General features: G+C 70.7%; 10 protein-coding genes. 3 read left to right on the top strand and 7 right to left on the bottom strand.

Translation table 11 applies throughout. The features are described 5' to 3' along the window. Positions 1 to 63 precede the first annotated feature (63 nt). Complete coding sequence (locus tag HDC37_RS03480; protein WP_179558961.1) at positions 64 to 504, top strand: Rv3235 family protein; 441 nt, start codon at positions 64 to 66, stop codon at positions 502 to 504. Between the two features lie 12 nt (positions 505 to 516). Here HDC37_RS03480 and HDC37_RS03475 read toward each other — a convergent pair whose 3' ends face one another. The 3 genes from HDC37_RS03475 to secA all read right to left on the bottom strand — a co-directional run bounded on the left by HDC37_RS03475 (position 517) and on the right by secA (position 5101). Beyond that, positions 517 to 864, bottom strand: coding sequence for a hypothetical protein (locus HDC37_RS03475; protein WP_179558960.1), 348 nt, complete (start codon positions 862 to 864; stop codon positions 517 to 519). Between the two features lie 109 nt (positions 865 to 973). Continuing rightward, positions 974 to 2200 carry a pyridoxal phosphate-dependent aminotransferase gene (locus tag HDC37_RS03470; protein ID WP_179558959.1) on the bottom strand — a complete coding sequence of 409 codons (1227 nt, stop codon included), beginning with the start codon at positions 2198 to 2200 and terminating at the stop codon, positions 974 to 976. 78 nt (positions 2201 to 2278) lie between these two features. Continuing rightward, entirely contained in the window at positions 2279 to 5101 is a 2823-nt protein-coding gene (gene secA, locus HDC37_RS03465) for a preprotein translocase subunit SecA (protein ID WP_179558958.1), read from the bottom strand. Between the two features lie 140 nt (positions 5102 to 5241). Here secA and HDC37_RS03460 point away from each other — a divergent pair, with 140 nt between their 5' ends. Beyond that, positions 5242 to 5820 (top strand): PadR family transcriptional regulator, encoded by a 579-nt coding sequence (locus HDC37_RS03460; RefSeq protein ID WP_179558957.1) that lies wholly within the window; start codon positions 5242 to 5244, stop codon positions 5818 to 5820. Positions 5821 to 5921: 101 nt separating this feature from the next. Then, positions 5922 to 7271, top strand: coding sequence for a hypothetical protein (locus HDC37_RS03455; protein ID WP_179558956.1), 1350 nt, complete (start codon positions 5922 to 5924; stop codon positions 7269 to 7271). A 701-nt stretch (positions 7272 to 7972) separates the two neighbouring features. Here the strand turns inward: HDC37_RS03455 and hpf are convergent. The 4 genes from hpf to mtrB form a co-directional block, all read right to left on the bottom strand. Beyond that, a complete protein-coding gene (hpf, locus tag HDC37_RS03450; protein WP_179558955.1) occupies positions 7973 to 8632 on the bottom strand; it encodes a ribosome hibernation-promoting factor, HPF/YfiA family in 660 nt (219 codons plus the stop codon). Positions 8633 to 8763: 131 nt separating this feature from the next. Then, positions 8764 to 9432, bottom strand: coding sequence for a ComF family protein (locus tag HDC37_RS03445; protein WP_179558954.1), 669 nt, complete (start codon positions 9430 to 9432; stop codon positions 8764 to 8766). Between the two features lie 88 nt (positions 9433 to 9520). Further along, positions 9521 to 11221, bottom strand: coding sequence for an LpqB family beta-propeller domain-containing protein (locus HDC37_RS03440; RefSeq protein WP_308472068.1), 1701 nt, complete (start codon positions 11219 to 11221; stop codon positions 9521 to 9523). Continuing rightward, positions 11218 to 12990, bottom strand: coding sequence for an MtrAB system histidine kinase MtrB (gene mtrB / locus HDC37_RS03435; protein WP_374939126.1), 1773 nt, complete (start codon positions 12988 to 12990; stop codon positions 11218 to 11220). Before mtrB ends, HDC37_RS03440 begins: the two co-directional genes overlap by 4 nt. Positions 12991 to 12993 lie beyond the last annotated feature (3 nt).

The following is a 12993-nucleotide window of genomic DNA, read 5'->3' as shown; positions in this document are numbered from 1 at the left end:
TTCTGAGAGTTGTCCGTGTGTTGTACTTCTCGGCAACCGATGTCCTGACGAGATTGGCGAGAGATGGCACCGACGCCGCCGGCTCCGGCCCGTGCACCCAAACCACCCACGGGTGCGCGAGAGCTTTCGGAGTACTTCGCGCCTCAGCGCACCTCGACCGAGGCGCTGCCCGATCCGCAGGTCTTCATCGAGAACCTCACCCGGGGCGTGCTCGAAGTCTTCGCCGGCGTGCGCGAGGTTGAGCAGCTCGCCCGCTGGCTGACGGAGGACGCGTACCGCAAGCTCCTGACGCGGGCGAATCTCGCAGCCCGAGCCCGGAGCGCCCGCGGCGTCCCCGCCAAGCGCCCGGTGCACCAGATCCTCACCATCCGGCACTCCTCGCCCGCCGACGGCATCGTGGAGGGTGTCGTGGTGGTCGCGGGCCCGGCCCGCACCCGGGCCGTGGCCGTGCGGCTGGAGGGTATGGACGGCCGCTGGCGGACGACGTCGCTCGCTCTGCTGTGACGCCGGCGATCGTCAGCCCTCGTCGATCAGCTCCAGGAGCGATTTCAGCGCGTCGCGGATCTCGGTGTGGTCGTACTGTCCTGCCCGGCTCTCACCGGAGATGACTCCCGACCGATGAACGCGGCGGAAGTCACCGAACGGGAATGAGTAGGCCTTCTTCGTCTCGCTGTTCTCCGTCCTGTCGATGCCGAGGTGCCAGTGCGAGTACTGCGTCCAGCCCTCTTTGTCGATGAACGCGTTCTCGTCGTCGGCGCTCGGCGCCGCCTCCGACCAGTCGTCTCGTTCGTCACGGACCACCTTCCCGTCCCGGACGAGGGAACGGGCGTGGCGCAGTGCAGGTTCGTTCAACTCGATCGCCATGTCGCCATGGTAGGCAGCACGATCCGGGTCCGGGAGGGCCTTGACGGTTCCGCGAGGAAAGGCACTCCGGCCGCACGCGCCCCCGGAGTCCGCATGCGGGACGCCTGGCCTACTGGCGGTACGACGACAGGAAGTTGCCGAGGCGCTCGATCGCTTCGCTCAACACCCGCGCCTCGGGCAGGGTGACGATGCGGACGTGGTCGGGCGTCGGCCAGTTGAACCCGGTGCCCTGCACGAGGAGGACGTGCTCGGCGACGAGGAAGTCGTAGACGAGCTTGGCGTCATCGCGGATCTCGTACACGTCGGGATCGAGCCTCGGAAAGGCGTACAGCGCACCTGCCGGGCGCACGCAGGTCACCCCGGGAATCGCCTCCAGCCCCTCCCACGCCGCATCCCGCTGCTCGTGCAGGCGTCCGGTCGGTGCGATCAGCGCATCGATCGACTGGACGCCCGAGAGCGCCGCCTGCACCGCGTGCTGTGCGGGGACGTTCGGGCAGAGCCTCGTCGAGGCGAGCAGGGTGATGCCCTCGAGGAAACCCGACGCGTGGTCCTTCGGACCCGTGATGACGAGCCAACCTGATCGGTAACCCGCGACCCGGTAGGTCTTGCTCAACCCGTTGAAGGTGAGACAGAGCAGATCGGGGGCGACGACCGCCAGGGGAATGTGCTCGGCGTCGTCGAAGAGGATGCGATCGTAGATCTCGTCGGCAAGGAGCAGGAGCGAGTGCTCGCGGGCGATGTCGGCGATCCCCTCGAGCACCTCGCGGGTGTATACCGCCCCCGTGGGGTTGTTGGGGTTGATCACGACGATCGCCTTCGTGCGCTCGGTGATCTTGGCGCGGATGTCCTCGAGGTCGGGCTGCCACCCCGATGACTCGTCGCAGTGGTAGTGCACCGGCGTTCCGCCGCCGAGGCTCGTCATCGCGGTCCACAGCGGGTAGTCGGGCGCGGGGATGAGCACCTCGTCGCCCTCGTCGAGGAGCGACTGCATGGTCATCGTGATGAGTTCGGACACACCGTTGCCGAGGTAGACGTCGTCGGGGTCGACCTGCGGGAACCCCGGCGTCTGCTCGTAGCGGTACACCACCGCGAGGCGCGCGGACATGATTCCGCGGCTGTCGCTGTATCCGTGCGCGTGCGGAACCGCGTCGATCATGTCGCGGACGATCTGGTAAGGCGCGTCGAACCCGAACGCGGCGGGGTTGCCCGTGTTCAGCTTCAGGATGTTGTGGCCCTCGGCCTCCAGCCGCTGCGCCTCCACCAGTGCCTGACCGCGGATCTCGTAGAGGACGTCGCGGAGCTTGCGCGATTGGTCGAGCGGGCGAAGGAGCGTCATCGGTTCAGGATAGCGGCGGCGGAGGGGCCGTCATCGACCGCCGCAGCCGTCCAATCCACGGTCCGTGGACCGCCGGCGTCAGCGCTTCTTGCCCGCCGCCCGACGCTCAGCCCGATTCTGCGGCGCAGGCTTCGAGCCCCCTCCGGCGGCGTCGCCGCCGGTCCGCTGCCCGAACGCTCCACGCGGCGCCTCGGGCTGCGGCGGTTCGGCCACGGCTGTCGCTGCGGCGGCGGCCTGACGGATGCGATTGGTCGCGGCCTGCTGCACCTGCCCACGGTCGTTGCGGACCTCGACCTCGCCGGCGTCGTTGGCTGCGGAGTACTGCAGCCGCTCCCCCTCGACGGGCACCGCGCCCAGGCCCTTGGCTTCGACCTCGGCCGGCTGGTCGCCTTCGCCGGCACGCCGCACCTCGACATCCAGGTTGTAGAGGTAGCCGACCGACTCCTCCTTGATCTGGCCCATCATCGCCTGGAACATCTGGTAGCCCTCGCGCTGATACTCGATCAGCGGGTCGCGCTGGGCCATCGCCCGCAGGCCGATGCCGTCCTTGAGGTAGTCCATCTCGTAGAGGTGGTCGCGCCAGCGGCGGTCGAGCACCTGCAGCACGACGCGGCGCTCGAGTTCGCGCATCGCCGGCGACCCGAGGGATTGCTCGCGGTTGTCGTAGGCGATCTTGGCGTCGGAGAGCAGTTCGCGCTTGAGCACCTCGGGGGTGATGCGGCCCTTGTTCCCGGCCTCGGCGACGACCTCGTCGATCGTCACGCTCACGGGGTAGAGGGTCTTGAGCTCCGTCCACAGGGCGTCGAAGTCCCAGCTCTCGGTGTGACCCGAGGAGGTGTGGTCGTCGATGACGGCGTTGATGGCGTCCTCGATGAAGTGCTGCACCCGATCGGCGATGTCATCGCCCTGCAGGATGTGACGGCGGTCGGCGTAGATCGCCTCGCGCTGCCGGTTCAGGACGTCGTCGTACTTGAGCACGTTCTTGCGGATCTCGGCGTTTCGCGCCTCGACCTGCGACTGCGCGCTCTTGATGGCGCGCGAGACCATGCCCGACTCGATCGCCACATCATCGGGGAAGTTGGTCCGCGCCATGATCGCCTCGGCCGCACCCGACTGGAACAGTCGCATGAGGTCATCAGTGAGCGACAGGTAGAAGCGGCTCTCGCCAGGGTCGCCCTGACGACCCGACCGACCGCGCAGCTGATTGTCGATACGGCGGGACTCGTGACGCTCGGTGCCGAGCACATAGAGGCCTCCGGTCTCGACGACCTTCGCCGCCTCTTCGGCGACGCGGTCGCGCACGGCCTCGTAGACGCCGTCCCACTCGGCTTCGTACTCATCGGGGGTCTCGAGCGAGTCCAGGCCCTTGGCCTTCATCTCCTGCACGGCGAGGAATTCGGCGTTGCCGCCCAGCATGATGTCGGTGCCGCGACCGGCCATGTTCGTGGCCACGGTGACGGCGCCCAGGAGCCCGGCACGAGCGACGATCTCGGCCTCGCGGGCGTGGTTCTTGGCGTTGAGCACCTCGTGCTTGACGCCCTTCTTCGCCAGCAGCCGGGAGAGGTACTCGCTCTTCTCGACGCTGACGGTTCCCACGAGCACCGGCTGGCCCTTGGCATGACGCTCGACGATGTCCTCGACGACCTGGGCGAACTTCGCCTCCTCGTTCTTGTAGACGAGGTCGGACTGGTCCTTGCGGACCATCGGCTTGTTCGTGGGGATGGGGACGACCCCGAGCTTGTAGGTCGACATGAACTCGGCCGCCTCGGTCTCGGCGGTTCCGGTCATGCCCGAGAGCTTGTCGTACAGGCGGAAGTAGTTCTGCAGCGTCACCGTGGCGAGGGTCTGGTTCTCGGCCTTGACCGGCACGCCCTCCTTGGCTTCGATCGCCTGGTGGATGCCCTCGTTGTAGCGACGACCGACGAGGATGCGGCCGGTGTGCTCGTCGACGATCATGACCTCGTCGTTCATGACGACGTAGTCGGTGTCGCGCTTGAACAGGGCGAGCGCCTTGATCGAGTTGTTCAGGAACGAGATCAGCGGAGTGTTCGCCGACTCGTACAGGTTGTCGATGCCGAGGTAGTCCTCGACCTTCTCGATACCGGGCTCGAGCACACCGACGGTGCGCTTCTTCTCGTCGATCTCGTAATCGACGCCGGGTTCGAGCGTCCGTGCGATCTTGGCGAACTCGGTGAACCAGCGGTTCGCCTCGCCGGAGGACGGCCCCGAGATGATCAGCGGCGTGCGCGCCTCGTCGATGAGGATCGAGTCGACTTCGTCGACGATGGCGAAGGAGTGGCCACGCTGGACGAGGTCCTCCTTGCGCCACGCCATGTTGTCGCGCAGGTAGTCGAAGCCGAACTCGTTGTTCGTGCCGTAGGTGATGTCGGCGTTGTACTGTTCCCGGCGCACCTGCGGGTTCTGGCCCGAGACGATCGTCCCGGTCGTCATGCCGAGGGCACGGAAGATGCGGCCCATGAGCTCGGACTGGTAGCTGGCGAGGAAGTCGTTGACGGTGATGACGTGGACGCCCTTGCCGGCGATCGCGTTGAGGTACGCGGGGAGGGTTGCCACGAGGGTCTTCCCCTCACCGGTCTTCATCTCCGCGATGTTGCCCAGATGAAGGGCGGCGCCGCCCATGATCTGCACGTCGTAATGCCGCTGGCCGAGCGTGCGCTTGGCCGCTTCGCGCACCGCGGCGAAGGCTTCGGGCAGCAGCTGGTCGAGGGTCTCGCCGGCCTCATGGCGGGCGCGCAGCTCGGCGGTCTCGCCGCGCAGCTCCTCGTCGGTGAGCTGCGCGTAGTCCTCTTCGAGGGCGTTCACCGCCTTCACGATCCGCTGCAGCTGCCGCAGGATCCGGCCCTCGCCGGCGCGGAGCAGTTTCTCGAGAGGATTGGCCACGAAATCTCCATACTGTCGGGCGAACCTCCCCATGTTATCCACCCGTGACCTTGGCGTGGGCTGGGCGAGGCCCACAGCGGCGAAGACGTTGCCGGGTATGCATATACTCGAGCCGCACCTGCAGCGAAAGCGAGAGACGGATGTCGGTACCGCAGAGTCTCCTCGCGATCCTCGACCAGGGTGCCTGCTACGGCTACCAGCTGCGTGCCGAGCACGAACGGCGAACCGGCGCGGAGCAGCCGCTGAACGTCGGCCAGATCTACCGCACCCTCGAGCGGCTCGAGCGCGACGGCCTCGTCGCCCGCGGCGAGCCGGATGCGCAGGGCCACATCTACTGGAGCATCACTCCGGCGGGATCCGCCGCCGTGGCGGAGTGGTTCGCCTCTCCCGCTCCCCGGGCGCGTACGGGAAAAGAGGATGTCGCGGCGAAGGTCGTCCTCGCCGCGAGCCTTCCGGGGGTCGACGTCGACGATGTGCTGGCCGGGCAGCGTCGGTCGTCGGAGTCGGAGCTGACGCGGGTGCGCGACGAGCTCGGCGCCGCCGAACGGGTCGGCGCCCTCCCGCGCACCCTCGTCCTCGCCGCCCGGCGCGAGGCGCTCGAGGCAGAGGTGCGGTGGCTCGATCATGCGGCGGCGGTGATCGCCCGGCATCCGGATCATGCGCTCGCCATGGCGCTGGCGATCCAGCGACCGCGCCGAGGCCGTCCGCCGCGGCCCTGACCGCCGGGACCGGTTACGCCCTGGGCGAAGCCTCCCTGCCGGATGGGGTTCCCCAGCCGTTGCCCAGCGGCCCGCCCGATCAGGAACCGTAGGATCGGTCCATGGCCGGATTCTGGGGCAGTCGCAAGAAGGAACGCGAAGAACTCGCGGCGCAGGACGCCGATCTCGCCCGCCGGGCGCAGTCTTCCCTGGTCGCCACCGACGAGCGCATCCGCGTCACCACCGACGAGCTCGCTTTCGCTGAGGCCGAGCTCGGCGGCGGCCCCACCGCCGACCTCCGCGAGGCGCTGGAGTCGGTGCGCACGCACATGAGCGAGGCCTTCCACCTCCACCAGCTCAATCACGACGAGATCCCCGACACCCCCGAAGAGCTCCGCACCCGTAACGCCCGGATCGTGCAGCTGTGCGAGTGGGCCGAAGAGCTGCTGGATGACCGCACCGAAGCGCTCGCGGAGCCGATCGCCCGTGCACGCCGGGCGCCGGAGATCATCGCCGGTGTCCGCCGCGACGCCGGATGGCTGCGCGGGCGACTGCCGCATGCCCGCGAGACCGTGACGCGCCTGGGGGCCCGCTACTCCGACGAAGCCCTCCGTCAGATCGAGGCCAACCCGGCAGAGGCCGAGCAGCTCCTCGGGTTCGCCGAGCACAGCGCCGGCATCGCCGAGCGGCGCCGCGAGGCCGGCCAGCGGGAGCAGGCCAATCTCGCCCTCGAGGCCTGCACCGAGGCGGTGCGCCGCGCCGAGACCCTCATCGACGCCGTCGAGACGTTCGAGGTCGAGGCGCTGCGGGCCGAGTCGACCCTCGCCGCGGTCGTGGAGGACTCCCGCGGCGACCTCATCGCGGCGCGCACCGCACCGCAGACCGCGGGCGTGGCCGAGGCGATGGGCGAGCTGCAGGCGGCCCTCGCCGCCCTTCCCGCCGCCGGCGTCAACACCGATCCGTTCGCGCAGCTGACGCGCCTGCGTGCGGCGAACATCGCCCTCGACGAGGCGGTCGCCAAGGCGCGCGAGCGCGCAGCGCGGCCGATCCCCGACATCGCGCACGTGCGGCACTCGATCGACGACGCCGACCGGCAGCTCGCCGTCGCGCGCGATGTCATCGCCGGCCACCGCGGGTGGATCGGCGCGGACGCGCGCACCCGGATCGCCGAGGCCGAGCGGATCCGCATCGACCTCGACCGCTATCTCGGAACCTCCGCCTCCGCGGCCATCGACATCGACGAGGATCACCGCGAGCAGGCCATGACGATGTCGCGGCGCGTTGCGCACCTCGCCAGCGAAGCCCTCCAGCTCGCCCAGCGCGACATCGACGCATCCCGCCCGCAGAACGGTCCAGACCAGTGGGGCGGGGGCTGGGGCGGCGGTCGCGGCAACAGCGGGGGAAGCGGCCTGATGGGCGGGATCCTCGGCGGCCTCGTGATCGGAAGCCTTCTCGACGGGTTCATCGACTGACGGCACTGCGGGGCTCGCCTCGCCCACTCCGCCGCCCCGGCCGCTCCGCCCTCGACGACCTCCGCCGCGCCCGCGCGCCCGCGCCGCCCGCGCCGCGCACGCGCCCCCGCGCCCGCGCCGCGCTCCGTCGCCCCGCCCTCCGCCGCGCCCCCGCGCCCGCCCCGCCCGCGCCGCGCTCGGTCGCCCCGCCCTCCGCCGCCCCGCCTCCGCGCGGATCTCGGTGTCTCAGTTGATGTCGCCACGACACCCCCGTTGCGCCTCTCCTGAGACACGCTGAGGAGTGCGTCCCAGAAGGTGACGCTGAGGCCCTCGACGCGCGCCTCTTCTGCGACATCCCCGGGAAGCGAGGCAGCGAGCGGAAGGCGGCGGCGCCGGGAGGCGGGGCAGCGAACGGAAGGCGGCGGCGCCGGGAGTCGAGGTGGCGACCGGAAGGCGGCGGCGCCGGGAGTCGAGGTGGCGAACGGAAGGCGGCGGCGCCGGGAGTCGAGGTGGCGACCGGAAGGCGGCGGCGCGCGAGACGCGAGGTGGCGAGCGAGTGGCGCGCGGCGCCCGGGAGTCGAGGCAGGGAGCGAAAGGCGGCGACAGCCGGTGTCCGGACCGACCCGGCTCCAGATGACCCGCGGCGCCGCACGAGCGCGGCGCGGAAAGAGCGGATGCCCCGGGCTGACCTTCGCCCGGGGCATCCGTTTCTTCGTCAGGGGTCAGGAGACCAGCTGCGCCGGCTGCGCCTGCGTGGTCAGCGAGATCACGCCGTAGTCCCAGCCCTTGCGGCGGTAGACCACGCTCGGGTGATCGGTGCGGACATCGATGAAGAGGAAGAAGTCGTGTCCGACCAGTTCCATGCGGTCCACGGCATCCTCGACGGTCATCCATTCCGCCTCGAACTCCTTCGTGCGGATGACGACGGGGGTGTAGTCCTCCTCCTCGGCCTCGCCGGTCACGATCGGCACCTCGCCGGTGGCGACGGCACGGAGCACGTCGACGGATGCGGGTTCGACGTCGATCCCCTCGAGTGCTCCCGTGCCCTTTTCGAACTTCGGCCCGCGCGGGTGGTTGCGCGCGTCGACCCGCTTGTCCTTCGCGCGGCGCAACTGCTCGCAGAGCTTGTCGACCGCGAGATCGAGGGCGGTGAACTTGTCGGCATCGGTCGCCTCGGCCCGCACGATCGGGCCCTTGCCCGTGACGGTGAGCTCCACCGTGTGGTCCTCGACGTGACCGTTGCGGTACGTGCGATGCGTGACCTTGACGTCCAGGCGCTGGGCTCGCGGCGCGAGGTGTTCGATCCGGGGCGCCTTCTCCTCGACGACCGAGCGGAACCGATCGGTGATACCGACCCCTACGCCGACGATGCTGCTCTCCATGTCAGACCTCCTTGATCCGGTCCGCCCGGACAAGGGCGGACCACCAGTCGCCTCTGTATACACGGCAGTGTGCGTGTGTTCCCCAACGTAGTGCCGGGGCGACGCGCCTGTCACGTTCGAGGACCACCCGATCACCTGTGAGTTGCGGACGAACGCCGAGGAGTCGCGGCGACCGTGGCCGCGCCCGTGACGACGAGCCCCGCTGTCCGGAGCGCCCGCGCGGCCTCGAGGAGGGTCGCCCCCGTGGTGAGGACGTCATCGACGATCACGATGGGGCGATCGCGCATACGCGCGGCGCGTCCCATGCGAACCCTCAGGCTCCCTGCGACGTTGCGGGCCCGGGCATCGCGATCGAGCCCTCGCTGGTCGGCGGTCGCACGCGCGGGCGCGAGCAGGGTGACCCCGCGGAAACCGGCACGGCGGATCAGGAGCGGCGCCACCGCGAAGCCGCGGCGACGCATCGCCGCGCGAGACGACGGCACCGGGACGAGCACGGCATCCTCGGTCACGCCTGCGGCGAGGACGGCGGCGCGCAGCGCGCTGCCGAGCGGTGTGGCGAGCCCGGTGCGGCCGTCCTCTTTCAGACAGCGGATGACACGGGCCGCGACCCCCTCGAAGGCGAGGGCGCTGTGCACCTCGACCCCGCCGTCCAGCAGACGCCGCGTCGGCCGCGGGACGAGCGCTCCGCGGCATCCCGCGCAGAGCGCCTGATCCTCGGTGTCGCACCCGGCGCACTCGACAGGGAGAAGGAGGGCGAGCGCGTCGGCGAGCGACTCGGACACGACGGACAGGATCGACATTCCGCCAGCCTCGCGCGTCGGCGCGGGGACCCGGGCCGGCGCCCGGTGATCGGTGGACAACCTCGCGACGCGCGCGCCTGGGGAGGAGTCAGCGCGGTGACCCCTGCTGGGTCGCGAGGACGTCGATGCCCTCCGCAGTCTGAGTCCAGTTCGCGCCGCGACGGATGAACAGGCCGCCCTGATCGGTGTGGACCCGCAGCGTCGAGGCGGAGTTGCCCCCGGCGAGGGTGTCGGCCCCGGCGGGCACCGCCGACTCCGTCCCCTCGCCCCCCACCACCTGCTCCCGCAGGCGCGGCCCGGCGCCGGTGTCGACGAGGGCGGCCACGGAGGAATCGTCGAGCCAGGCGACGGACGACACCGGGCCGTCGAGGTCGCCGACCACGACCGGGTCGCCGAGGCCGCTCGGCACCCCATCGCCATCGCGGATCACCCCGGCGACACTGAGGGTCGTGCGCCCGCCGACGGTCACCGCCGCGGCCAGGCGCGTCCCGTCCCGCGACAGCGCCATCGCCGAGATGGCGGCCGCGCCCGGCCAGGCGTTGGCGATCTCGACCGGTCCGCTCGGCACCCACGCGCGCAACGCCGCCGGGGTCGCTTCGGGCACGGTCCAGACGTAGCCGAACGGATCGATGGTGGGTGCGACGAGGCCGGGACGCTGATCGAAGACCTGCACGTCGCCGTCGGCGTCGACCCGACCTGTCGACCCGTCTCCGGCGAAGCGCGCGGCCGCGAACACGCGGTCGGGCGACAGCTGCAGCGCGTCGACGGCCGCGGCCTGCGCCAGCGCATCGGAAAGCCCCGGCACCGGGTCGAGCTCGTCGCCCGTGAGGAAGCCGAAGCCGTCGGCGGTGGCCACGAGCGGCTGGGCCGCGACACGGGTGGACCGGACGGCGACCGTTCCCGCGTCGACGTCGGCGGATCCCACCCGCATCTGCACGCGGGTGACCCCGGCGGATGCCAGGCTCTCATCGAGCTGGGTCTGCATCCGGTCGAGCGTGCGTTGTTCCACCGTCAGCGCCGCCTCGTTCAGGCTCACCTGCGCCTCGCCGAGCGATACGGGGACGGCGGTCGGACTGAGCGCCACGCTGTCGGGGAAGGCCGACACCACCGAGCCTGCCAGCCACTCCACCGGCGAGCCGTCGACGAGGGCGGCGGCGATGCGCGTGGGAGCGTTCGTCGTCGGGAACCACCGCTCGTCGGGGACGAGGTACTCCCAGGTCGGGTCGAAGAAAGCGAGCGTGTACCGGTTGAAGGCGGTGACGAATGAATCGCGGTCGAGCACGATGCCGTCGGGCGCCTGGCTGATCCGCCACTCGCCGTCCTCCTGCTGGAGCAGCTCGAACCGCAGCGGCAGGGTGCCGCCGGTCGCCGGCTCGTAGACCCCGGTCGCGTCCACCGTCGCCGTCGGGGCGACCGCCACCTCGACGGCGTTCTCACCGACGGCCACGGGGGTGCGGGTCGTGCCGGTCGGCTCGATGATGACTCCGGCCGTCGGATCCCACGTGTCCCGCAGCGCAGGAGTGAGGAACTCGCGCGCCCGCGCCCAGTCGCTCACCGGGCCCGCCCCGGCGCGGAGGAATCCGTCGACGATCTCTTCCGGTGTCGCACCCGGCTGCGGCCGGTCGGGCAGACGCAGGAAGTCGGGCCCGGGGAGCTGCTCCCCCACCGATCGCCCGCCCTGCACCGTTCCGGTGAGGGGCAGCCCCGCGCACGCGGTGAGCGCCAGGACGGCGATGACGGCGACGGCGAGCGCGCGCATCGCACGGACGGCCTGCCCCGCGCCGGTCACGACGCTCCCTGCGACGGACGTCCGTCACCGGAGGATGCCGCGCCGGCGGCGCTCTCGGACAGCACCTGGATCGGCTGGGTGAGCCCGAGGGCATCCAGCGGCGCGGTGTTGTCCTCCCCGGGGACGACGGCGATGGGCGAAGCGCCCTGGAGACCCTGCGCCAGGCGCGGCAGGGTCAGGACGAAGTGCGACCCCCGGCCGAGCTCCGACCAGACCGCCAGCTCGCCGCCGTGCAGACGCGCATCGCCGAGCGAGATCGACAGGCCGAGACCGGTGCCGCCGATCGTGCGCTTACGGGACGGGTCGGCACGCCAGAACCGGTCGAACACGTGCTCGACCTCTTCCGGTCGCATCCCGAGCCCGAAGTCGCGGACCCCGAGGGCCACCGCCTGATGGTCGCTGTCGACGGTGACGACGATCGGGCGCCCCTCGCCGTGTTCGATGGCGTTGCCGAGGAGGTTGCGGACGATCCGCCGCACCCGCCGGGGATCCATGTCGACCGGGGAGTATCCCCCGGGAGCCACCAGGCGGACATCCGATCCGTGCTGCTCGGCGAGATGACTCATCGACTCGATGACGTCGCCCGCGAGGTGCGCGAGACTGGTGGGCTCGAGCTCCAGCTGGATCGACCCGGCGTCGTAGCGACTGATCTCCAGCAGGTCGGTGAGGAGGGTCTCGAAGCGCTGCACCTGCGCGTTCAGCAGCTCGGCGGCACGAGCCGTGGCGGGGTCGAACGAGTCGCGCTGATCGTTGATCATGTCGGCGGCGAGCCGGATGGTGGTGAGCGGGGTCCGCAGCTCGTGGGAGACATCGGAGACGAAGCGCTGCTGCACGAGGGACAGCTCGGCGAGCTCCTTGATCTGCGACTCGATGCTGTCGGCCATCGCATTGAAGGACTGGCCGAGGGTTGCGAGCTCGTCCTGTCCCCGCACCGGGAGCCGCACGTTCAGCTCTCCGCGGGCGAGCTTCGCGCTGGTGTCGGCCGCCTCCCCGATGGGCGTGGTGACCGAGCGGAGGACGAACCACGCGATGAGCCCGATGAGGACGACCAGGCCGACGCCGACCGCCCAGAGCGTCCCCTGGATGAAGCTGAGGATCTGCGACTCGCCGGCGAGGTCGTAGGCGATGTAGACCTCGTACGCGCCGACGACGGGGAACGACAGCTGCTGGCCCACCACGATGCCGGGAACGGTGCCGCCGTTCTCGGACTCGAGCGCCACCGACTGCCACCACTGCTGCACGTCGCCGTCGGCCCGGACCTTCTGGCGCAGACCCTCGCTGAGCACGTCCTCGGGAAGGCCCTGCGTCACCAGGTCCTGCGGGGCGATACGGGACGCCCGGTCGATGCGGAAGATCGCGATCCGGTCGCTGCCCGACTGCTCGGCGAGGTCGGTGCTCAGGGTTGTCATCAGCAGCTGCAGCTGCACGGGGTCGTTCCCGGGCTCAGCGGAGTCCAGTCGCTCCTGAGCGGACTGGGTCGCCCGCAGTGCCCCACCGGTCGCCTGGTCGCGTCCGGCGGTGAAGAGGTCGTGCTGGATCGCGAGGGCCATCCACACGCAGGCGATGAGGATCGTCAGCGCCGTGAGGGCGAGGGTGATGAGGACGGTGCGGAATCTCAGGGAGCGTCGCCAGAGGTTCGTGAGGCGATCGGGCCACGAGCGCCAGTCCCGCCACTGCGCCATGCGTCGGCCGATCGCGGTGGAACCGGTGTTCGTCCCGATCGTCGGCGCGGCGCTCGTCGCCGTACGCGGACCCGAGCCGGTGGTCATGGG

It is taken from the genome of Microbacterium sp. AK009 (assembly GCF_013410955.1).
Taxonomy (GTDB): Bacteria; Actinomycetota; Actinomycetes; order Actinomycetales; family Microbacteriaceae; genus Microbacterium.
Note: the sequence above shows the minus strand (reverse complement) of the source record. Positions and strands in the feature narration are given on the sequence as shown.

Bases quoted from the DNA above. Each gene is read 5' to 3' on its own strand.
- mtrB (WP_374939126.1), bottom strand. From the start codon at position 12,990: ATGACCACCGGCTCGGGTCCGCGTACGGCGACGAGCGCCGCGCCGACG.
- HDC37_RS03460 (WP_179558957.1), top strand. From the start codon at position 5,242: ATGTCGGTACCGCAGAGTCTCCTCGCGATCCTCGACCAGGGTGCCTGC.
- HDC37_RS03445 (WP_179558954.1), bottom strand. From the start codon at position 9,432: ATGTCGATCCTGTCCGTCGTGTCCGAGTCGCTCGCCGACGCGCTCGCC.
- HDC37_RS03475 (WP_179558960.1), bottom strand. From the start codon at position 864: ATGGCGATCGAGTTGAACGAACCTGCACTGCGCCACGCCCGTTCCCTC.
- HDC37_RS03470 (WP_179558959.1), bottom strand. From the start codon at position 2,200: ATGACGCTCCTTCGCCCGCTCGACCAATCGCGCAAGCTCCGCGACGTC.
- HDC37_RS03455 (WP_179558956.1), top strand. From the start codon at position 5,922: ATGGCCGGATTCTGGGGCAGTCGCAAGAAGGAACGCGAAGAACTCGCG.
- hpf (WP_179558955.1), bottom strand. From the start codon at position 8,632: ATGGAGAGCAGCATCGTCGGCGTAGGGGTCGGTATCACCGATCGGTTC.
- HDC37_RS03480 (WP_179558961.1), top strand. From the start codon at position 64: ATGGCACCGACGCCGCCGGCTCCGGCCCGTGCACCCAAACCACCCACG.